The organism is Aeromonas salmonicida (assembly GCF_028355655.1).
Classification (GTDB): domain Bacteria; phylum Pseudomonadota; class Gammaproteobacteria; order Enterobacterales; family Aeromonadaceae; genus Aeromonas; species Aeromonas salmonicida.
In genome coordinates, this window is sequence record NZ_CP110645.1 from 2,400,983 (window position 1) to 2,420,942 (window position 19,960).

At 57.9% G+C, this 19,960-nt stretch carries 21 protein-coding genes; 6 read left to right on the forward strand and 15 right to left on the reverse strand.

What is annotated here, in order from left to right; translation table 11 throughout:
- Positions 1-22: 22 nt before the first annotated feature.
- From rbsC to ONZ54_RS11550, 4 genes are all read right to left on the reverse strand, one after another.
- Positions 23-991, reverse strand: a complete 969-nt coding sequence (rbsC, locus tag ONZ54_RS11535; protein ID WP_021138712.1) for a ribose ABC transporter permease — start codon at positions 989-991, stop codon at positions 23-25.
- On the reverse strand, positions 988-2,553 hold the full coding sequence (gene rbsA / locus ONZ54_RS11540; protein ID WP_271788222.1) for a ribose ABC transporter ATP-binding protein RbsA: 1,566 nt from the start codon (positions 2,551-2,553) through the stop codon (positions 988-990). The genes rbsC and rbsA overlap by 4 nt, the downstream gene beginning before the upstream one ends.
- 20 nt (positions 2,554-2,573) lie before the next feature.
- Positions 2,574-2,993, reverse strand: coding sequence for a D-ribose pyranase (gene rbsD / locus ONZ54_RS11545; RefSeq protein ID WP_059112702.1), 420 nt, complete (start codon positions 2,991-2,993; stop codon positions 2,574-2,576).
- Between the two features lie 223 nt (positions 2,994-3,216).
- Positions 3,217-3,834 (reverse strand): glutathione S-transferase family protein, encoded by a 618-nt coding sequence (locus ONZ54_RS11550; protein ID WP_271788223.1) that lies wholly within the window; start codon positions 3,832-3,834, stop codon positions 3,217-3,219.
- Positions 3,835-4,110: 276 nt separating this feature from the next.
- Here ONZ54_RS11550 and ONZ54_RS11555 point away from each other — a divergent pair, with 276 nt between their 5' ends.
- Positions 4,111-4,848 carry a hypothetical protein gene (locus ONZ54_RS11555; protein ID WP_271788277.1) on the forward strand — a complete coding sequence of 246 codons (738 nt, stop codon included), beginning with the start codon at positions 4,111-4,113 and terminating at the stop codon, positions 4,846-4,848.
- Positions 4,849-4,924: 76 nt separating this feature from the next.
- Positions 4,925-5,605: a DUF2987 domain-containing protein gene (locus ONZ54_RS11560; protein WP_271788224.1), complete on the forward strand. Its 681-nt coding sequence runs from the start codon at positions 4,925-4,927 to the stop codon at positions 5,603-5,605.
- Between the two features lie 81 nt (positions 5,606-5,686).
- Here the strand turns inward: ONZ54_RS11560 and ttcA are convergent, their stop codons facing one another.
- The 11 genes from ttcA to ccoN form a co-directional block, all read right to left on the reverse strand.
- A complete protein-coding gene (gene ttcA / locus ONZ54_RS11565; RefSeq protein ID WP_155602655.1) occupies positions 5,687-6,595 on the reverse strand; it encodes a tRNA 2-thiocytidine(32) synthetase TtcA in 909 nt (302 codons plus the stop codon).
- 82 nt (positions 6,596-6,677) lie between these two features.
- A complete protein-coding gene (gene uspE / locus ONZ54_RS11570) occupies positions 6,678-7,625 on the reverse strand; it encodes a universal stress protein UspE (RefSeq protein ID WP_005315586.1) in 948 nt (315 codons plus the stop codon).
- A 141-nt stretch (positions 7,626-7,766) separates the two neighbouring features.
- Complete coding sequence (locus tag ONZ54_RS11575; RefSeq protein ID WP_005315591.1) at positions 7,767-8,522, reverse strand: FNR family transcription factor; 756 nt, start codon at positions 8,520-8,522, stop codon at positions 7,767-7,769.
- Between the two features lie 68 nt (positions 8,523-8,590).
- On the reverse strand, positions 8,591-9,277 hold the full coding sequence (locus tag ONZ54_RS11580; protein ID WP_271788225.1) for a sulfite exporter TauE/SafE family protein: 687 nt from the start codon (positions 9,275-9,277) through the stop codon (positions 8,591-8,593).
- Positions 9,261-9,449 (reverse strand): cbb3-type cytochrome oxidase assembly protein CcoS, encoded by a 189-nt coding sequence (ccoS, locus tag ONZ54_RS11585; RefSeq protein WP_005315597.1) that lies wholly within the window; start codon positions 9,447-9,449, stop codon positions 9,261-9,263. The genes ONZ54_RS11580 and ccoS overlap by 17 nt, the downstream gene beginning before the upstream one ends.
- A gap of 114 nt (positions 9,450-9,563) precedes the next feature.
- A complete protein-coding gene (locus ONZ54_RS11590) occupies positions 9,564-11,954 on the reverse strand; it encodes a heavy metal translocating P-type ATPase (RefSeq protein WP_271788226.1) in 2,391 nt (796 codons plus the stop codon).
- Between the two features lie 86 nt (positions 11,955-12,040).
- The gene (locus ONZ54_RS11595) at positions 12,041-12,529 is read right to left on the reverse strand and encodes a FixH family protein (protein WP_021138722.1); all 489 of its coding nucleotides are present in this window, start codon (positions 12,527-12,529) and stop codon (positions 12,041-12,043) included.
- A gap of 130 nt (positions 12,530-12,659) precedes the next feature.
- Entirely contained in the window at positions 12,660-13,637 is a 978-nt protein-coding gene (ccoP, locus tag ONZ54_RS11600; RefSeq protein WP_271788227.1) for a cytochrome-c oxidase, cbb3-type subunit III, read from the reverse strand.
- Positions 13,637-13,816 carry a CcoQ/FixQ family Cbb3-type cytochrome c oxidase assembly chaperone gene (locus ONZ54_RS11605; RefSeq protein ID WP_005315611.1) on the reverse strand — a complete coding sequence of 60 codons (180 nt, stop codon included), beginning with the start codon at positions 13,814-13,816 and terminating at the stop codon, positions 13,637-13,639. Before ONZ54_RS11605 ends, ccoP begins: the two co-directional genes overlap by 1 nt.
- A gap of 11 nt (positions 13,817-13,827) precedes the next feature.
- Positions 13,828-14,442 (reverse strand): cytochrome-c oxidase, cbb3-type subunit II, encoded by a 615-nt coding sequence (ccoO, locus tag ONZ54_RS11610; RefSeq protein ID WP_005315614.1) that lies wholly within the window; start codon positions 14,440-14,442, stop codon positions 13,828-13,830.
- 16 nt (positions 14,443-14,458) lie between these two features.
- The gene (gene ccoN, locus ONZ54_RS11615) at positions 14,459-15,883 is read right to left on the reverse strand and encodes a cytochrome-c oxidase, cbb3-type subunit I (protein ID WP_219592367.1); all 1,425 of its coding nucleotides are present in this window, start codon (positions 15,881-15,883) and stop codon (positions 14,459-14,461) included.
- Positions 15,884-16,167: 284 nt separating this feature from the next.
- On the opposite strand from ccoN, the gene ONZ54_RS11620 reads away from it, so the two are divergent.
- From ONZ54_RS11620 to prc, 4 genes are all read left to right on the forward strand, one after another.
- Complete coding sequence (locus ONZ54_RS11620) at positions 16,168-16,626, forward strand: hypothetical protein (RefSeq protein ID WP_271788228.1); 459 nt, start codon at positions 16,168-16,170, stop codon at positions 16,624-16,626.
- A 109-nt stretch (positions 16,627-16,735) separates the two neighbouring features.
- Positions 16,736-17,194, forward strand: a complete 459-nt coding sequence (locus ONZ54_RS11625) for a GAF domain-containing protein (protein WP_005315627.1) — start codon at positions 16,736-16,738, stop codon at positions 17,192-17,194.
- A gap of 106 nt (positions 17,195-17,300) precedes the next feature.
- Entirely contained in the window at positions 17,301-17,933 is a 633-nt protein-coding gene (gene proQ, locus ONZ54_RS11630; RefSeq protein WP_017412180.1) for an RNA chaperone ProQ, read from the forward strand.
- Between the two features lie 8 nt (positions 17,934-17,941).
- The gene (gene prc, locus ONZ54_RS11635) at positions 17,942-19,957 is read left to right on the forward strand and encodes a carboxy terminal-processing peptidase (protein WP_021138725.1); all 2,016 of its coding nucleotides are present in this window, start codon (positions 17,942-17,944) and stop codon (positions 19,955-19,957) included.
- Positions 19,958-19,960 lie beyond the last annotated feature (3 nt).

Sequence of the window (19,960 nt, forward strand, 5' to 3'; positions counted from 1 at the left end):
GTGTGTGGCATGGCTTAGGTTGTTATCGATTGCTTTTGTTATCGACCATCACGGCGAGCAAAATGACGCTGGCCTTGGCGATCATCTGGTAATAGGACGAGACGTCGAGCAGGTTGAGGGCATTGTTCAGGAAGCCGATGATGAGGGCACCGATCAGGGTTCCCATGATGCGGCCCTTGCCCCCCATCAGGCTGGTGCCACCCAGCACAACGGCGGCGATGGCGTCCAGCTCGTAGCCCATGCCGGCAGTCGGCTGGGCAGAGGAGAGGCGGGAGGTGACAATGAGGCCAGCCAGAGCTGACAGCATGCCACACAGACCATATACGGCGAGTTTGACCCTGGCCACATTGATGCCGGAGAGGCGGGTGGCAGATTCGTTGCCGCCCAAGGCATAGATGTAACGGCCCAGACGAGTGTGGTTGAGCAGGTACCAGGCCAGCAGGAAGACGATGGCCATCAGCCAGATGGGCACAGGCAGACCAAGCAGGTAACCGGTACCGAGCCAGGCGAAGTGATCGGATCCCTCGCTAAAACCGGTGGAGATGGGGCGCCCCTCGGTATAGACCATGGTCACGCCGCGCAGAGCTGTCATGGTGACCAGGGTGGCGATGAATGCCTGCACCTTGCCCTTGGCGATAATGAGGCCGCTGATGCCGCCGAGCAGGGCACCGGCCCCCAGGGTCAGTGGCACCACCAGCGCTATGGGCAGCTCCATGGCTACCATGGTGGCTGCCAGAGCGCCGCACAGGGCCAGCACAGAGCCGACCGACAGATCGATGCCGGCGGTGAGGATGACCAGCGTCATGCCGACCGCCATGATGGCGTTGACCGACGTCTGGCGCAGTATGTTGAGCAGGTTGTCGGCGGTGAAGAAGTTGGGGCTCAGGAAGGAGACCACGCCAATCAACACCAGCAGGGCGACCAGGGATTTGTTCTCAATCCACCAGGCCTTGCTCATGATGCCGCGGCGGGAAAGGGTTTGGGTTGTCATTGAAAGGCCTCTTGCTCTGATTGCCACTGTTTACCGACTGCCGCCGCCATCAGTTTCTCCTGATTGGCGTCCGCGGACATGAATTCTGCGCTGATGCGCCCTTCGTGCATCACCATGATGCGATCGCTCATGCCGAGCACTTCCGGCATCTCGGAGGAGACCAGGATGATGCTCATCCCCTCCTGCTTGAACTGGTTGATGAGCTGGTAGATCTCTTTCTTGGCACCCACGTCGACGCCGCGGGTCGGCTCATCCAGGATCAATACCTTGGGCTTGGTCAGCAGCCCCTTGGCGATGGCCACCTTCTGCTGGTTGCCACCGGAGAGCAGCTTTATCAGCTGATCCTGACTCGGGGTCTTGATGTTGAACAGGCGCACATAGTCGCTCACTGCCTGGCGCTCGGCCTTGCCGTCGATCTTGCCGCCACGGATGAACTCATCGAGGGCGCACAGGCTCATGTTTTCCCGCACCGAGAGTTCCAGTACCAGCCCATCCCCCTTGCGATCTTCGGAGATATAGGCGATGCCGACGGCCAGCCCATCGGCAGGGGTGCGTGGCACCATGACCTTGCCATCGACCTCGACAGCGCCGGCGCTGATGGGACTTGCCCCGTAGATAAGTTTCATCAGCTCGGTACGGCCTGAGCCCATCAGGCCACTAAAGCCCAGTATCTCCCCCTGACGCAGGGAGAAACTCACCCCGCGCACACCCGGGCCAGCCAGATCTTTGACTTGTAGGCTGACGGGACCCAGTTCCCGATGCATGCGCGGGTACTGCTCTTCCAGCCGCCTACCCACCATCATCTCGATGATCCTGTCTTCATCGAGATCGCTCACTGCTTTCTCGCCGATCCATTTGCCATCGCGCAGCACGGTAACCCGGTCGCAGATTTGGAAGATCTCCTTGAGGCGATGGGAGATATAGACGATGCCGCAGCCCTGCTGGCGCAGTTCGCGGATTACGGTGAACAGTTGCTCTGTTTCGGTGTCGGTCAGGGCATCTGTGGGCTCATCCATGATGATGACGCTGGCATCGAACGAGAGGGCCTTGGCAATTTCCACCATCTGCTGTTCACCAATCGACAGCTCTCCGAGCCGGGTATCCGGACCGTGCTTGACGCCGAGACGACCGAGCAGGCTGCTGGCGCGCTCGCGCAACTGCTTGTGGTCAATGCTGCCAAAACGGGTACGCGGTTCGCGGCCAAGGAAGATGTTGGCGGCAATGGAGAGCTCCGGCAGCAGGTTCAGCTCCTGGTGAATGATGCTGATGCCCTGATCCTGGGAGTCGCGGGGACCCTTGAAGTGCACAGGCTGGCCGCGGTAACTGACGCTGCCCGCATCGGCTTGATAGATGCCGGTCAGCACCTTCATCAGGGTGGATTTGCCGGCGCCATTCTCGCCGAGCAAGGCCATCACCTGGCCCGGGTAAACCTTGAGTCCTGCCTCATCGAGGGCGCGGACACCGGGAAAGGTCTTGACGATCCCGGTCAGCTCCAGAATGGGCGAGGGGGGCGTGTCAACGCTCCCGGTGAGCCCCGAAAGGGGGGAGGGAGTTGTGCTCATTGCAGCTTCCTTGAAGAGGCTTAAAACGCCACGCCGGCGCAGAGAATGAGGTTGGCATAGGGCGTTACTTCGCCGCTGCGTACTATCGCCTTGCTCTGGCGGGAGCGGGTCTTGAACTCCTCATGCAGGCAATATTCGATGGCAATGGGTTTGCCTTGCTCGAGCGAGTGGGTCTCGATCTGATCGAGCAGGGCTTGATGGGTGTCAGGGCTGATCAGCTTTATCTCGCTGGCCATGATCACTTTTTCCACCACAAGATCCGTCAGGAGCGCTTTCAGCACTGTCTGCAGGTTGGGGGTGCCCGCCATCAGCGCCAGATCGATGCGCTCCGGCCCCGCCGGAATGGGTAATCCCGCATCGCACACTGTGATCTCGTCGGTGTGGCCCATCTGTGCCACCAGGGCACTCAAGGGAGCATTGAGCAGTACGCCTCGTTTCATAACAGCACCTCGGCAGACTTGCGTCTGCGTATCTGATGTTTATCAAGGCAACCGGTTACGCAACCGGTTGCGTCATGAGGTAAACGATAGGCGCTAAAGCACGCTTGATCTACAGGGAGATGGCAGAAATGTGAAAACGATCTCAATGCCGGGGGAAAAGGATGAAAAGAGGTGCCAGACAGCGTGCAGGCACCCATATGCAGAGGATTGAAGGAGCGCGGGATCAGAGGGCGAGAGCCTGCTGCACGCCGGGGCGTGCGAGCATTTGTTGATAGTGGGCTGCTACCCTGGGGAACTCGCTGATGGCCACCCCATCGCTCTCGAGCCAGCCGGCGACCACGAACAGGTAAATATCGGCAAGGCTGAAACGCTCCCCCAGCACCCAGGGGCCGACCAGATAGTGGCGTTCAATGTCGGCAAAGCCATCGCGCATGTTTTGCGGCACCTTGGCCTGCATGGCGGCGACAGCCTGCTCATCATCGGCCCAACGGCTGCCGCGGCGTCCGTGGGCATGGGAGACATGCACGGTGGAGGCGAGGAAGCTGTTGACCTCCTGCATGCGGGCCAGCAGAAAAGGGTCATCCAACGGGGCAAGCTTGGCATCGGGAAAGCGCTGCGCCACATAGAGCAGCAGTGCCGGGGTTTCAGTCAGCACGCCGCGCTCGGTAACAAGCGCCGGCACCCGGCCTTTGGGATTGATGGCGAGATAGGCGGCAGAGCGCTGCTCCCCCGCCGCCAGATCGAGTCGCTTGACCTTATGGTGGGCCTGGGCCTCGGTCAGCGCTATGTGTACGGCCATGGCGCAAGTGCCAGGGGCGAGATACAGGGTCAAATCAGACATGCATGTCTCCTTGTGAAGTGTGTCTTCCTCGCGTCGCCCGGATGGGAAAGGGCGGAGGCAGTCAGCAAATGCGGTATATCTGTTGGCATCCTACGCCCATCACAACGGCGGGCCAAGGCGGGAAAGGAAGGAGGTGAACCGGTCTGCGCTTATGAAATCAAAGGCTTTCCCACCAGCAGATAAGGGGAAAAACGGCTACGCATACCGGGTCAAATCGCTATAATGTGCCCCCTGAATAGTGTTTTTCTGATGTTGGATAGTCCATTGAGTAATAAAATGCGGATCGGTGGTTCCCTCGAGCAATCCCTGAGTCAGGGATATCGCCTCGACCTCAAGGGGGTACTGCAAGAGAGTTGGCAACAGACGCGCCGTACCGGTTTTGGCCTGCTGCTGGCCATAGTAGGGGTTACCTCCATCTGGATGTTGCTGAGCAATACCCTGCTGGCGCCTTACGTCAATCAGGAAGGGGGGATGGATATTGCCCTGGTGCTGAGTCTGCTCATCACCATCATGATGGCCCCCATGACCTCGTCCCTCGACATGCTGGGATTGCAGCAATCGGTCGGCGTCCGTGCCCGTCCGAGCCAGGTATTCGATTTCTTTCGCCACTTCCTGCGCCTCGGCAGCCTGAGCCTGCTGGGCAGCATGATCACCAGCTTGTTCGGTCCCCTGTTTGAACTGGTGGGCTTGCCGGTGATACTGGCGTTCATACCGTCTGCGCTGATCGGCATGGGGCTGGTGTTTACCGTGCCGCTGGTGCTGGAACGCGGCTTGTCACCGGTGCAGGCCATTCTGGTGTCGCTCAAGTTGTTTGTTCGCGGCTGGCCCAGCATAGTGCTGCTGCACGGTGTCATGCTGGCGCTGTTTTTCCTGGCGCTGCTCCCCATGGGCCTGGGGCTTATCTGGGTGGCTCCTCTCTACTTCAACTGCAAGGGGATCCTCTATCGGGATCTGTGCGGGGTCGCGGTAGAAGTGACCGAAGTGAGTGAAGGTCCCGATCATTTCAGCGCTTGACCGGCGTATGCAGTGCCAAGAGATGGCACACCAAGATTTCAACGCATGACGAGTGCGTGATGCAAAAGGATGGCACATGAAGATGGCTCGACATGGCGTAGCGGCAAGCTTGCTGCTGTTGCCCACCCTGGGGTTGGCACAGCCTTCACTGGATCTGCAATACAGTACTTTCTACAGCCAGATGAAGACCTTTGCCAAGGGGGAGTTTGGCCATGCCAGACTGGGGTTTTATCTGACAGATCAACAGAATGGACAGCGTTGCCTGCTCACCTCGGCCCGGGTTTCTACTCTGGATCGGGACGTGGCTGCCGAGGTGACGGTAGACAGCGAGCTGCGGCTGCCCTACGACGATGATCTCAATCTGGACAAGGCGACCGTGGTGGTGGGCTTGACCGAGGCGCACGCTGCCTGCGATCTTTCGGTGCAGGTGATGGCCGATACCCCGCCCGTGTCAGGCAGCCAGTGGGAGCTCAAGGTGGCCGAGGTGGTCAAGCGCCAGCAGGATATGCAGGCCCTGCTGAGTAAGCTGGCCGGCATGGTCGGCAAGTATTTCCTGCCCAAGATGGCGGGTGTGCGGGTGACACTGGTGCAACCGACTGGCACTGCCTATCTGGTTGATGGCGCCCGCCAACTGCCACTCTCCTGGCAAGAGGGGCAGTTGCTGCTGAGCAACGCACAACTGGCAGACTTCGCCGCGGGCAAGCTGCAACTGAAGGGGGACATACTGCGACTGACCCCCTGGTTGCACAAGGGCTGAGCAAGCGTCACGCCAGAAAGATAAAAAGGAGCGCCAGGCGCTCCTTTTTCGTTGCAGATTTCGTTACCGATTGTGCAGTGCCTAGCGCACTTCAATCACATCCAGCATGTCCATCTCGTCGATGTTCAGCAAGGGGGCTGTCGGCAGTTCGGGCGGATCAAATGCCTTGTCGCCGCCATCTATGATGCCGGAGTCTCGGTTGATGCTCTTGAAGTCGAACAGCTTGTGATCGAGCAGGTGGCTCGGGATCACGTCCTGAATGGCGGTGAACATGGTTTCGATACGACCCGGGAAGCGACGATCCCAATCCTGCATCATCTGCTTGATGGCCTGACGCTGCAGGTTCTCCTGCGAGCCGCACAGGTTGCAGGGAATGATGGGGAAGGCCTTGACCTCGGCGTAACGTACCAGGTCTTTCTCCTTGCAGTAGGCCAGCGGGCGGATCACCACGTTCTTGCCATCGTCGCTCACCAGTTTTGGCGGCATGGACTTGAGCTTGCCGCCGTAGAACATGTTGAGGAACAGGGTTTCAAGGATGTCATCCCTGTGATGGCCGAGGGCAATCTTGGTGCACCCCAGCTCTTGCGCCGTGCGATAGAGAATACCTCGACGCAGGCGGGAGCAGAGGGCGCAGGTGGTTTTGCCTTCCGGTACCTTGTCCTTGACGATGGAATAGGTATCTTCTTCGACGATCTTGAAGTCAACGCCCAGGGTCGCCAGGTACTCAGGCAGCACATGCTCGGGGAAGCCAGGTTGCTTCTGATCCAGGTTGACGGCCACCAGATCAAAATGGATGGGGGCGCTTGCCTTCAGGCTCATCAGGATGTCGAGCATGGCAAAGCTGTCTTTGCCGCCGGACAGGCACACCATGATCTTGTCGCCCTCTTCAATCATGTTGAAGTCGGCGATGGCCTGACCTACGTTGCGCCGCAGGCGCTTTTGCAGTTTGTTGAAACTGTATTTATCTTTGGCGTTCAGCTCTTCTAGCATGCTCGTAAAACCCGGGACACAAATAAGCGCGTTATTATAGCCATGTCCCGGGGGAGGGCAAGGTGCCAGGATAAAAGGCGCCTTATGATTGACGACGCCGGCTGTCTACCGGGCAGCTATAATCGTCGGGTTTGAGGATCAGGATGTCGCAGGAAAGTCTGTCTACCACGTGTTCGGCGGTATTGCCGAGCAGGGCGGCAGAGAGGCCGGTGCGACCGACACACCCCATGATCATCAGGGTGGCTTGCAGGTCGTCAGCCAGGTCGGGCAACACCTCTTCCGGCAATCCTTCCGCCACCCGGGTCCACAGATGGCCTATGCCATATTTGTCGGCATGGCTCAGCAGCAGGCTCTCATGGTGTTTGCGAATAGCCTCGTTGTAAGCGTTTGGGTCGAACTCCGGCAACTCTATGGCCACATTGACCGGGGTACCGGGATAGGTATTGACCAGATAAAGGTTGGAGCCGAGCAACTCGGCGATACCAATGCCTTCCTCCGTGATCCGTTCGTTCAGCACTTTCTGATCCTGATCGTCGCTGGAGCAGTTGATGGCCGCAATGATGTTGCCACCCCGTTGCCAGTGGCCCTCCTTGACCAGCAGGACAGGGCAGGGGCACTTGCGCAGCAGATGCCAGTCGGTCGGAGTAAAGATGAAGGTTTGCAGGAAGGAGTGATGATGGGTCGCTTTGACCACCAGATCGTGGCGATTCTCCAGGACTTCCTGAATGACACACTCGAAGGGACGATTGTGCCAGACTACCTTGACCTCGTAGTCCAGTCCCTTGGCACGGTAGGGTTTGAGAATGTCGTCTAGCCATTCACGACGCTGGGCGATCACGCCGTGGCGCATCTCTTCCCGTTCATCCACCGACAGCATGGCGGTCATTTCGTACGAGAAGTCATAAATAGTGAGTAACAGGGTCAGTTGAGCGCCTTCATCGAGCTCAGCTACTTTGACCGCACGTTCGAGGGCAACTTGCCGCTCTTCTTCCGGGTTGATAACAACCAGAATTTTTCGGTACTTGACCATGTTCTCTTCCTCCTTGGCAAAAATACCAATGATGACAGACCTTTAGCCATTACAGCTTAGCTCAGGAGGAGGCTGGGGGACATGTGCCGGATCAAATTTCAGACTAAACCGATCCGGCAACGAGGGCAGACAGAGGGGAAATTAACCGCAGGCAGGACGGGGGGCGCCAGCCATGACGCCGAGGGCCATCTGATCCAGCACGGTAATGTATTTGCCTTTGACGCTGATGAGGCCGGACTTCTGAAAACGGCCAAGCAGACGGCTGATGGTCTCCACCGTGAGGCCTAGATAGTTGCCGATATCACCCCGGGTCATGGAGAGGCGGAATTCCTTGGCGGAGAAGCCGCGCTCGGAGAAACGCACCGACAGATTGTGCAGGAAGGCGGCGAGGCGCTCTTCCGCATTCTTCTTGGAGAGCAGCAGTATCATCTCCTGATCGCCCATGATTTCGTTGCTCATCAGTCGCATGATTTGCTGGCGCAACTTGGGCATTTTGCCGGAGAGATCGTCGAGTACGTCGAACGGGATCTCGCACACCATGGCCGTTTCCAGCGCCTGGGCAAAGGACGGATGCGCATGCTTGTGAATGGCATCAAAGCCAACCAAGTCCCCTGCGAGGTGAAAAGCGGTGATCTGCTCGTCACCCTGTTCTGTGATGGTGTATGACTTGATGGTCCCGGAACGGATCGCATAGAGCGACTTCAGCTCATCGCCGGCTTTGAACAGCTCCTCACCCTTCTGGATCGGCTTCTTGCGCTCAATGATGCTGTCGAGCTGATCGAGTTCACTGTCGTTCAGAGTGAAGGGAATGCAGAGCTGGCTGATGCTGCAATCCTGGCAATGAATTGCACAGCCACCGCTCTGAATACGTCTGCCAGGTTTCTTTTCCGGGATCATAGGCTCATACGAATAATTGATTTATATCAAACAAGTTTACCATCAACTCATCCGTTTTGGATAGGGTTTCAAAAGGACGCTATCCCGACCCAGAGGGTATGCAGCCCATATGCAATGAGCAAAACAGCCCCGCCTTGACGCAAACTGCGCAAGGTCAGCCAGTAGCGCAGCCGGTCCGCCAGTCCCCCCAGTGCAAAGAGTGTCGGCAGTGTCCCCATGCCAAAGCAGAGCATGATCAGTGCCCCGCCACTGGCAGAGCCAGCTGCGGCACTCCAGGTCAGCATGGAGTAAACCAGACCGCAGGGCAGCCAGCCCCATATCATGCCGAAAGGGAACGCCTGCCAGGCCGAGGTGAAGGGAAGAAACTTGCCTGCCAGCGGCTTGATCCGTGGCCAGAGTCGGGCACCGATCCGCTCGAGCAGCAGTATGCCTTGCCACCAGCCGGCAAGGTACAGGCCGAGCGCTATCATCAAGAGCGCCGCCATCAGCCGCAATCCGGCGATGGCATGTTTGCCTGCACCGAGCTCGCTGGTGGTGGCCAGCAGCCCGCCTACCAGAGCGCCAGCGATGACATAGCTGAGGATCCGTCCCAAGTTGTAGTTGAGGAGATAGCCAAGTCGGCCCCAAAAGTGCTGTTTCTCGGGGGGAATGGCCATGGAGAGGGCGGCCGAGACGCCACCACACATGCCGATGCAGTGGCCAGATCCTGCAAGCCCCACCAGCAGGGCCCCTAGCAGATCAAGGCTGGCGGTCATCGGACTTGGACTCGATGGGTTTCTGGGCAGGTTTGTCTTCATCAAACAGTATGTTGGATCCCTGGCGGTCGAGATCTTCAAACTGCTCGGAGCGAATGGCCCAAAAGAAGACGGCGCCTGCGATGATGACAAACAGGATGGCGATGGGGATCAGGACGAAGATGATGTTCATGATGCAAGCCTTGCTATGAGAGTGGTCATGGTAAACCAGTTACCGGCCAGGATCCCTCTTCATTCAATATGTGTTGGCGCGCTCATATTCGCATGAGCACGCCGTCTTCACGGTTCAGCGATTGAGCCTCATGGAGTTGGTGACCACGATGAGGGAGCTCAAGGACATGCCAGCTGCCGCCAGATAGGGGGGTAACCAGCCGCTGGCCGCCAGCGGCAACACCAGCAGGTTGTAGCCGATGGACCAGGCGAAGTTCTCCTTGATGATCTTGCGAGTGCGGATGGCCAGGGTGCGGGCGTCCAGCAGGCGCGACAGGTCATCGGCCAACAGGATGGCATCTGCGCTGTTTTTCGCAAGATCCGTGCCGCCCGCCATGGCAAAAGAGGCGTGGGCTCCAGCCAGTACGGGGGCATCGTTGATGCCGTCACCCACCATGATGCTGATATCACCTTGGGCTTCGCGCGCCTTGAGGTAGGCCAGCTTGCCATCCGGGGTGACACCTTTTACCAGCTCATCCACTCCAAGCTCGCGGGCCACTTCGTCAGCCTGGGCTGAGCTGTCACCGGTGAGAATGGTGGTCTGCAAACCGGCGGCCTTGAAGGCCTGGATCAGGGCCCTGGCATCCGGGCGCAGCGTATCGGCCAGGATAAAGCGGGCCAGCACTCGGGATTCATCCGCCAGATAGATGGCAAGGCCCTGGCTGGCAGTGTGCTCTGTGGGCAGAGCCAGCCAGCGGGCGCTGCCGATGCGATAATGCTTGCCTGCCACACACCCCTCAATACCGTGGCCGATGACTGGGACCACCTCGCTTGCAGGCAGCAAGACGTCGTCGGCTGCCGTGCTTTTAAACGCGCGGGCGATGGGGTGCTCGGAATAGGCTTCCAGTGCCCGTGCGATGGCGAGGCATTGATCTTCGCTCAGCTCCGCCAGCGCCGTTGTGCTGGTCAGGCTGATATTGCCCGTGGTCAGGGTGCCGGTCTTGTCCATCACTATCCGGTTGGCCTTGGTCAGCACGTCCAGCACATGGCCGCGACGCAACAAAATACCGGAGCGAGTGAGGCGTGCGGTGGCCGAGGTGAGGGCGGTCGGCGTGGCCAGCGACAGGGCGCAGGGACAGGTGGCGACCAGCACGGCCAGGGTGACCCAGAAGGCTTGCTCCGGTTGATGGAAGTGCCAGAAGGTCCACACGGCTGCGGCAATGATCAGCAGCACCAGGATGAAGTGGCGGGAGAGCACATCCGCCATCTGGGCGATGGCTGGCTTGTCGTCGAGAGCGTGATCCTGCAGCCGCATGATCTGGGCGATGCGCGACTCTTCGATGCGATGGCTGACCCTGATCTGAAGCGGTGCATCCGTGTTGATGGTGCCGGCATAGACGCTGTCGCCCATCTGCTTGAGCAGTGGCAATTGCTCGCCGGTCAGCATGGATTCGTTGAGGCTGGCCTGTCCCTCGACAATGATGCCGTCCGCCGGCAGGGTAGCACCGGCCAGCACTCGTACCCGATCGCCGGCCTGCAAGGTCTTGGCCGCCACCTCGTGTTCACCCTCCTCATCAATGCGGGTGGCCATGATGGGCACCAGCCGTGCCAGGTTGGAGCTGGACTCGGACGCCTTGCGCCGAGCCCGCAACTCCAGAAAACGTCCCAGCAGCAAGAAGAAGACAAACATGGTGATGGAGTCGTAATAGACCTCACCCGTGTTGAAGACGGTGGCCCACATGGAGGCGACGAAGGCGCCGATCAGTGCCAGCGACACCGACACGTCCATGGAGAGGTGGCCCTGTTTCAGGCTGCGCCATGCCCCCACGTAAAAGGGCTGGGCCGAATAGATCATGATGGGGGTCGAGAGCAAGAGGCTGATCCACTTGAAGTAGACCATGAACTCATCCTCGACACTGATGAAGAGATCCATGTAGAGCGCCACGGCGCACATCATCACCTGCATGGACCCCAGGCCCGCCAGCGCCAGCCGGAACATGTAGTTGCGCACTTCTTTGGCGTAGATAGCCTCTTGGGTGTGGGTCTGGAAGGGGTAGGCTCGATAGCCTATCTTGGCGAATCCCTTGAGAATGTCGCTCAACGAAAGCTGGTCCGGATCCCACTTGATGCGGGCGCGGTGAGTAGTGGTGTTGACGTTGATGTAGTGCAGACCGGCAAGGCCGGTCAGATGGCGTTCGATAAGCCAGGCACAGGCGGCGCACGTAAGCCCCTCAACGCTGAGCTGGATTTCTCGCACCCGGTGGCTGCCCGTGCCGCTGTTGGTGACAAAATCCTGTTGCACTTCGGCAAGATCATAATGGGTGAGTGCTGCCAGCTCTTCGGGCACCAGTTCTCCCTTGGTTCCGGGCGCTGTGCGGTGATCGTAATAGCTGGAGAGACCGCACTCCATGATGGTTTCTGCCACGGCCTGACAGCCCGGGCAGCACATGGGTTCCACTATGCCCTTTATCTCGAGGGCATAGTGGCTGGCGGGAACCGGCTCGCCGCAATGAAAGCAAGCCTTCATGGTGTGTTACCCCGGGGGATGGCAAGCAGGGCACCTGGACTGTTGGCGGCAACCGGCTCGCCACAGTAAAAACCGCCTGTCATGACTTAACGCCCTTTGGGATCGAGTTCGACGGGTGCAGTGGTCGGGAGCTGGACTGTCTCTTGCAACCGCCACTCATGGTCGAAGGCATCGACCCGTATATGCCACTTGCCACTCAAGGGCTGGTCGAGCAGCAGGCGATAAACGCCGCTGGCATCAGCAGTCACCATGTGTTCGCTGTCCATGCCGGCCAGGGTCGGGTGAAACAGGGAGAGGTAGAGGGCCTGACGGGGTGGGATCTCTCCCGAGAGGGGCTTGAGAGTCAGCTCGTTGCCGTTCACTTCCAGCGCAATGCGGATATTGAGCGCTTCGGATCGATCGAACTTGCTCAAGTCCTGATTAATCTCTTTGCCTTGTTTGTAATAGTCTTCTGCGACCAGATTGACCCCATCCTTGCTGGCGATGATTGCCGTGCTGATGCCGGCAATCACGGCGGCGGCCGGGAGGGCGATGATAAACCAGGGCCAAAATTGGCGATACCAGGGTTGGGACATAGTGCTACTACCGTGAAACCTGTGATTAACGAAATAGAGGGGATTTAGCCAACACAAGATAACAAAAAGCCTCGAAGAGTCGAGGCTTTTTGCTGAGTAATCACGTGCTTATCACATGTTACTGCTGATTTTACTTGTCGGTGTGGGACAAGCTGTAAACGTAGGAGGCAAGCAGGTGCACCTTGTCTTCACCCAGAATATCCTGCCAGGCTGGCATCACACCGTGACGACCGTGGGTGATGGTCTGCTCGACCACCTGACGGGAACCGCCGTACAGCCAGATGTTGTTGGTCAAGTCTGGGGCACCGAAGGCGATCCGTCCCTTGGCATCCGGACCGTGACAAGCGGCGCAGACGGCAAAGCGGGCTTCCCCTTTCTTGGCTTCCACCAGGTCAACCTTGCGACCGGACAGACCCAGCACGTAGGAGGCCACTTCCTTGACGCCGTCCTTGCCCAGGATCTCGCCCCAGGCAGCCATCACACCCTGACGACCGCCCATTATGGTGGTCTTGATCTGGGCAGGCTCTCCGCCCCATTGCCATTCGCTGTCGGTCAGGTTCGGGAAACCGCGACCGCCGCGGGCATCGGAGCCGTGGCACTGGGAACAGTTCTGCAGAAACAGGCGTTGTCCGACTTTCAGTGCTTCCGGATCCTTGGCGATCTCGGTGATATCTTTGTAAGTCTTGCCGTCTGTCTGATAGGTCAGCTCGCGGAACTTGGCGCCGTAGATCTCGTCAGCCTTGAGCAGCTCACGGTCATACTCCACCGCACGCCCTTCAGCCTTGGCAGAGGCTGCCGCCGCCTTGGACTCCGCCAGGGAGCGAACATCCTGATTGGAGCTCTGCCAGCCCAGCAGACCCTTCCAGTTGCCCAGGCCCGGGAAGGCCAGCAGGTAGACCAGGCCGGTGACGATGAAGAAGATGAACATATAGGTCCACCACTTCGGCAGCGGATTGTTGATCTCTTCGATGCCGTCGAAGGCGTGTCCCATGGACTTGCCTTCCTCTACACCCATCTTGTCCCGCAGGCACCACACCAGCAGCAAGAAGCAGCCGAGAATGGTTCCCAGACTTATGACGGTCACAAAAATGCTAAACAAAGTGCTCATTATTGTTTCGCTCCTGCGTTTTTGTTATCAGCACCGGGTTGCTCGTCATCGGCAAAAACCAGGTTGGCTGCCTCGTCGAAAGAGGCCTTGCGGCGTTTGCTGTATGCCCAGACGATGATGCCGATCATGATGGCCATCAACAGCAGGGTATAAAGGCCGCGAAATGTGCCGTAATCCATATCCTGACTCCTTATTTCAGGGCATGACCCAGTGATTGCAGATAGGCTACCAACGCATCGAGCTCTGTCTTGCCCTTGACGGCGTCGCCTGCACCTTGCACGTCGGCCTCTGTGTAGGGCACGCCAAAGTGATCACGGAACAGGGCCAGCTTTTTGCCAGTCAGTTCACCTGTCATCACAGTGGTATCGAGCCAGGGGTAGCCAGGCATGTTGGACTCAGGCACCACATCGCGCGGGTTGATGAGGTGAGCTCGGTGCCAGTCGTCAGAGTAACGACCGCCCACACGGGCCAGGTCCGGACCCGTACGCTTGGAGCCCCACAGGAAGGGGTGCTCCCACACACTTTCACCAGCGACCGAGTAGTGACCGTAACGCTCGGTTTCGGCCCGGAACGGACGGATCATCTGGCTGTGGCAGTTGGTACAGCCTTCGCGAATGAAGATGTCGCGTCCTTCCATCTGCAGGGCGGTATAGGGCTTGAGGCCCTCCACCGGCTCAGTGGTCTGCTTTTGGAAGAACAGCGGGGTGATTTCAACTAGCCCCCCCAGGCTGATGGCAAAGATGATGCCGACCACCAGCATGGGTACGCTTTTTTCAAAGATCTCGTGACGGTTATTGTTGCTCATGGGTTGACCTCTTCAATCATGCGGGCGTGGCGACAGGTTCCAGGGAACCCTTGGGCGCAGAGATGGTGCGATAGGCGTTGTAAGCCATCAGCAACATGCCGGTGACGAAGAAGCAGCCTCCCAGGAAGCGCACGAAGTAGAAGGGATAAGAGGCCTGCAACGCTTCTACGAAGCTGTAGGTCAGGGTGCCGTCATCGTTGACTGCACGCCACATCAGACCCTGCATCACACCGGAAATCCACATGGCAACGATGTAGAGTACTGTCCCCACGGTCGCCAGCCAGAAGTGCACGTTGATCAGGCGGATGCTGTACATGCGGCCCTGATCGAACAGGTTCGGGATCAGGTGATATATGGCGCCGATGGATACCATGGCAACCCAGCCCAGGGCACCAGAGTGAACGTGGCCCACTGTCCAGTCGGTGTAGTGGGAGAGGGCATTGACTGTCTTGATCGCCATCATGGGGCCTTCGAAGGTGGACATGCCGTAGAACGACAGGGACACGATCAGGAAGCGCAGAATGGGGTCATAACGCAGTTTGTGCCAGGCACCGGACAGGGTCATGATGCCGTTGATCATGCCACCCCAGGAGGGAACGAACAGGATCAGGGACATCACCATGCCCAGAGACTGAGCCCAGTCAGGCAGGGCGGTATAGTGCAGATGGTGAGGACCGGCCCAGATATAGAGGGAGATCAGCGCCCAGAAGTGCACGATGGAGAGGCGGTAGGAGTAAACCGGACGTCCCGCCTGCTTGGGCACGAAGTAGTACATCATGCCAAGGAAACCAGCAGTCAGCAGGAAGCCAACCGCGTTGTGGCCATACCACCACTGCACCATGGCATCCATGGCACCGGAATACATGGAGTAGGACTTCATGCCGGAAAGCGGCACTTCCATGTTATTGACGATGTGCAGCACGGCAACCGTGATGATGAAGGCGCCGAAGAACCAGTTCGCCACATAGATATGGGAGGTGGTGCGCTTGACCAGGGTGCCGAAGAAGACCACTGCATAGGCAACCCAGACCACTGTGATGGCAATATCAATCGGCCATTCCAGCTCTGCGTACTCCTTGGCGGAGGTGAATCCCATCGGCAGCGAAATGGCGGCAGAGAGGATAATCGCCTGCCAGCCCCAGAACACGAAGGAGGCAAGCTTGCCTCCAAACAGTCTGACCTGACAGGTGCGTTGCACCACATAGAAGGAAGTCGCCATCAGGGCGCTACAGCCAAATGCGAAGATAACCGCATTGGTGTGCAGAGGGCGCAGGCGGCTGTAAGTCAGCCAGGGTGTTTCGAAGTTGAGGGCGGGCCAGATCAACTGGGCTGCGATCAGTACGCCAACCGACATGCCGACAATTCCCCAGACAATTGTCATGACGGTGAACTGGCGAACAACGGTGTAGTTGTACTCAGGATGGTTAGTTATATGGCTCATCGTTGTATTCCGCTTCCGATGCTGCTGTTGTTTGATTTTTGTGTCCAGTGACATGGACCGACATCATTGGCTACTGCCCTGCCTCTTGTTAACAACTGTTAATGAAAGGAAAAGCAAAAAGTAGCTAAATGAAAATTCAATGGGAATGATACTGAACCGACAGGTAAAATAACAGTATAAACAGTGATATATTTGGCTCCGTCGGGTCCCGCCTGCTTAATAAATTACCTTGCGCGAGATCACGAAAATGTCATTTTTTAGGCATCTTAAAAGGTTGTTTTTTCATGAAAGAGAGACTCACTTCACGCAAAATTGTGCACTTGGCGATCGTCCTGGCTATTTTGCTCGGATTGGTTGCCTATCGAACCTGGTTTGGCGGGGGGCAGGCCCAGGTGGCGGGATCAGAAAAAGATCAAATCTGCGATCTGTCTCACACCTCATGCAGCACGGTTCTGGGTGACAAACCCTTGACCGTCAGTATCGCGTCGCTGCCGGTACAGGCCGAACATGACTTCATGATACTGCTTCAGGGCGGGGATCCGGGGATCAAACCGGTAAAAGCCTGGCTGGAGGGACGGGACATGTTCATGGGCACCATACCGCTCAGTTTCGAGTTCACAGGCACTGGCTGGCAGGGGACGACCATGGTGGGATCCTGTACCTCGGCGATGATGATCTGGCTGCTCAATATCGAGTGGAGCAATGGCCAGCGCCAGCAGCTGGCGCTCTCGGTTGCCCGCTAAATCCTCTTCTTTAATAAGAAGAGGATGGGGTTGAAGTGAAAATTGATTTGAAATTTTCAGGCAGGGCGTTACCTTGCACAGATTATCAAGGAGTGAAGTTCATTTAATCATGATTGAAAAACAAGCATTTTATCGCGGACTCAACCAGCAAGCACAGGCCCTGCTGGAAGGGGAGCCGGACCTCATTGCCAATCTGGCCAATCTCTCCGCCTTGCTGGCACTGGAGCTGACCGACATCAACTGGGTGGGTTTCTACCTGTTGCAGGGAGATACTCTGGTACTCGGGCCCTTTCAGGGCAAGCCGGCCTGTGTACGTATTCCAGTCGGGCGTGGGGTATGCGGCACTGCGGTTGCTGAGGGTAAAACCCAGCTCATTGACGATGTGCATCAATTTGAAGGGCATATCGCTTGCGATGGTGCCAGCAATGCCGAAATCGTGATCCCGGTGCGCCGTGGTGGCGAGATCATCGGCGTGCTCGATATCGACAGTCCAATTTTTAACCGTTTTGATGAGAAAGACCGGATTGGACTCGAAGAAACGGTGCAAATATTGGAAAGCATGCTCTAAGTCATTGCTAGATGGTTCGCAAAAGGCCCCAAGCTCTCTATAATGGGGCCTTTGTTGTGTTGTGCTCGGGCGTACCCGCGCGTTTATATGAAAGCCAAGGTTATACATGGAAAACACTGAAAAGCTGAAGAACAGTAAAGAGATCGTTGCCTACCTGGTCGAGAAGTTCCCGGCCTGCTTCATCGCTGAAGGAGAGGCCAAGCCGCTCAAGATTGGCATCTTCCAGGATTTGGCCGAGCGTCTCGCTGACGATGCCAGAGTCTCCAAGACCATGCTGCGCTCTGCACTGCGTCAATACACCTCCAGCTGGCGTTACCTGCATGGCCTCAAAGCCGGCCAGGCCCGTGTCGATCTGGACGGCAACCCGGGCGAGCTGCTCACCGAAGAGCACATCGAGCACGCCAAGCAAGCGCTGAAAGAGAGCAAAGAGCGTGTCTTTGCCAGCCGTCGCACCAACAATAAAGAAGAGAAGGCCAAGCAGCCCCGTCGTCCTGCCCCGCGCAAGGCTGATGCTGCTGCCAAATCTGACAAGCCCAAGGCCGCACCCAAGGCAGTCGTTGCCGATGCGCCTCTGGTGAAGGTCGATGCCGCCAATCTGAAAGTGGATCAGGGTGTCAGGGTCGTGCTGGGCAAGTCTCCGGTGCCGGCGACCATCAAGGAAGTGACCAAGGATGACGTTCAGGTCCAACTGCAGACCGGCATGATGCTGCGGGTCAAATTTGAGCATCTGGTTCTCTAAGGAGACAAATGTTGAAGCATGGCGTAATTCGTTTTTCCCTCGTTGCCTGTAGCCTGGCGCTTGCCGGGCTTGCACAGGCCATCGAGCCGGTGCTCAAGGAAAGTGATTTGCCTGTGTTGGCTCAAGAGAGCCAACATGCTACGGCTAGCAAGCGAATTGCCAATCTGTTTACCCGCTCGCATTACAAGCAGTTCAAGCTGGACGATGCCTTTTCCTCCGTGATTTACGACAAGTATCTGGAGAATCTGGACTACAGCCGAAACCTGTTTTTGGCCTCTGATATCAGCCGCTTTGAAAAGTACCGTAACGGCTTTGACACCGATCTCGAAAGAGGACGGCTGGCGCCTGCTTACGAGATGTTCAATCTGAGTCAGCAGCGGCGCTATGAGCGGTTCGAATACGCCCTCAAACTGCTCGATACCCCTTTCGATTTTACCCAGCCCGACAATTACCTCTTTGATCGGGAAGGGGCGGCTTGGCCCAAAGATGAAGGCGAACTCAACGAGTTGTGGCGCCAGCGGGTCAAGTTCGATGCCCTGAGCCTCAAGCTCAGCGGCAAGGAGTGGCCGGAGATCAAGGAGCTGCTTGGCAAGCGTTACAACAACGCCATCAAGCGGATGTCCCAGACCGAGAGCGAGGATGTGTTCCAGCTCTTCATGAACTCCTTCGCCCGTGCCATCGAACCGCACACCAGTTATCTCTCCCCGCGCAGCGCCGATCGCTTCAACACCGAGATGAACCTCTCGCTGGAAGGCATCGGAGCCGTGTTGCAGGCAGAGGATGACTTTACCGTCATTCGCTCCCTGGTGCCGGGTGGCCCGGCTGCCAAGTCCAACCACCTCAAACCCGATGACAAGATCACCGGGGTAGGGCAGGACGATGGCAAGATTGTCGATGTGATTGGCTGGCGTCTTGATGACGTGGTCGAGCTCATCAAGGGACCCAAAGGCAGCAAGGTCAAGCTGGAGATCCAGCGCGGCAAGGGCGCCGGCGTCAAGACCGAGCAGATCGAGCTGACCCGCGACAAGGTGCGCCTGGAAGACAGGGCCGCCAAGTCCAAAGTGATCACAGCGGAAGGCAAGAAAATTGGGGTGCTCGAAATCCCGAGTTTCTACGTCAACCTGCACGATGACGTGATCAAGGAGATCTCCAGCCTCAACAAGCAGAAGATCGAAGGCCTGATCGTCGATCTGCGTGGCAATGGCGGCGGTGCGCTGACCGAAGCCTCTGCCCTGAGCGGTCTCTTCTTTGCTGGCGGGCCCGTGGTGCAAATTCGTGATCACATGGGCCGTATCACGGTCAATGGCGATGACGATGGCAACATCTATTACGGTGGCCCCATGTCGGTGATGATCGACAGGTATAGCGCGTCTGCATCCGAGATCTTTGCCGCCGCCATGCAAGATTATGGCCGCGCCCTGATCCTCGGCGAGAACTCGTTCGGCAAAGGCACAGTGCAGCAGCATCGCAGCCTTGCCAAGGTCTATGACTTCTACGAGCAGCCGCTGGGTCACGTGCAATACACCATTGCCAAGTTCTACCGGATCAACGGTGGCAGCACCCAGAACAAGGGCGTCGCTCCCGACATCGGTTTCCCCACTGCGGTTGCGCCGGATGAGACGGGTGAAAGTCGCGAGTTCAACGCCTTGCCCTGGGACAAGATTGCCTCGGCCAGTTACGAAAAGCTCGGTAACTTCGCCAGCCTCTTGCCCAAGCTGAAAACGGCCCACGAGGCACGGATCGCCAAGGATCCCGAGTTTGCCTATGTGATGCAGGACATTGCCGACTACAAGGTGGAGCAGGACAAGAAGTCTGTCTCCCTCAATGAGGCGGAACGTCTGGCAGAGCAGGCCAAGCAGGACGAGAAGGCGCTGCTGCGCACCAACGAACGTCTGGCACGCCTTGGCAAACCTGCGGTGAAGAGTCTCGACGAATTGCCGGCGGATTTTGAAGCCCCCGACGAGTATCTGATCGAAGCGGCCAATATCACGGCGGACCTGGCCAAACTCAGCAAACAAGGCTGACGT

Excerpts from the sequence above, each read along its gene's own strand:
- rbsC (WP_021138712.1), bottom strand. The coding sequence starts at position 991 with ATGACAACCCAAACCCTTTCCCGCCGCGGCATCATGAGCAAGGCCTGG.
- rbsA (WP_271788222.1), bottom strand. The coding sequence starts at position 2,553 with ATGAGCACAACTCCCTCCCCCCTTTCGGGGCTCACCGGGAGCGTTGAC.
- rbsD (WP_059112702.1), bottom strand. The coding sequence starts at position 2,993 with ATGAAACGAGGCGTACTGCTCAATGCTCCCTTGAGTGCCCTGGTGGCA.
- ONZ54_RS11550 (WP_271788223.1), bottom strand. The coding sequence starts at position 3,834 with ATGTCTGATTTGACCCTGTATCTCGCCCCTGGCACTTGCGCCATGGCC.
- ONZ54_RS11555 (WP_271788277.1), top strand. The coding sequence starts at position 4,111 with ATGCGGATCGGTGGTTCCCTCGAGCAATCCCTGAGTCAGGGATATCGC.
- ONZ54_RS11560 (WP_271788224.1), top strand. The coding sequence starts at position 4,925 with ATGAAGATGGCTCGACATGGCGTAGCGGCAAGCTTGCTGCTGTTGCCC.
- ttcA (WP_155602655.1), bottom strand. The coding sequence starts at position 6,595 with ATGCTAGAAGAGCTGAACGCCAAAGATAAATACAGTTTCAACAAACTG.
- uspE (WP_005315586.1), bottom strand. The coding sequence starts at position 7,625 with ATGGTCAAGTACCGAAAAATTCTGGTTGTTATCAACCCGGAAGAAGAG.
- ONZ54_RS11575 (WP_005315591.1), bottom strand. The coding sequence starts at position 8,522 with ATGATCCCGGAAAAGAAACCTGGCAGACGTATTCAGAGCGGTGGCTGT.
- ONZ54_RS11580 (WP_271788225.1), bottom strand. The coding sequence starts at position 9,277 with ATGACCGCCAGCCTTGATCTGCTAGGGGCCCTGCTGGTGGGGCTTGCA.
- ccoS (WP_005315597.1), bottom strand. The coding sequence starts at position 9,449 with ATGAACATCATCTTCGTCCTGATCCCCATCGCCATCCTGTTTGTCATC.
- ONZ54_RS11590 (WP_271788226.1), bottom strand. The coding sequence starts at position 11,954 with ATGAAGGCTTGCTTTCATTGCGGCGAGCCGGTTCCCGCCAGCCACTAT.
- ONZ54_RS11595 (WP_021138722.1), bottom strand. The coding sequence starts at position 12,529 with ATGTCCCAACCCTGGTATCGCCAATTTTGGCCCTGGTTTATCATCGCC.
- ccoP (WP_271788227.1), bottom strand. The coding sequence starts at position 13,637 with ATGAGCACTTTGTTTAGCATTTTTGTGACCGTCATAAGTCTGGGAACC.
- ONZ54_RS11605 (WP_005315611.1), bottom strand. The coding sequence starts at position 13,816 with ATGGATTACGGCACATTTCGCGGCCTTTATACCCTGCTGTTGATGGCC.
- ccoO (WP_005315614.1), bottom strand. The coding sequence starts at position 14,442 with ATGAGCAACAATAACCGTCACGAGATCTTTGAAAAAAGCGTACCCATG.
- ccoN (WP_219592367.1), bottom strand. The coding sequence starts at position 15,883 with ATGAGCCATATAACTAACCATCCTGAGTACAACTACACCGTTGTTCGC.
- ONZ54_RS11620 (WP_271788228.1), top strand. The coding sequence starts at position 16,168 with ATGAAAGAGAGACTCACTTCACGCAAAATTGTGCACTTGGCGATCGTC.
- ONZ54_RS11625 (WP_005315627.1), top strand. The coding sequence starts at position 16,736 with ATGATTGAAAAACAAGCATTTTATCGCGGACTCAACCAGCAAGCACAG.
- proQ (WP_017412180.1), top strand. The coding sequence starts at position 17,301 with ATGGAAAACACTGAAAAGCTGAAGAACAGTAAAGAGATCGTTGCCTAC.
- prc (WP_021138725.1), top strand. The coding sequence starts at position 17,942 with ATGTTGAAGCATGGCGTAATTCGTTTTTCCCTCGTTGCCTGTAGCCTG.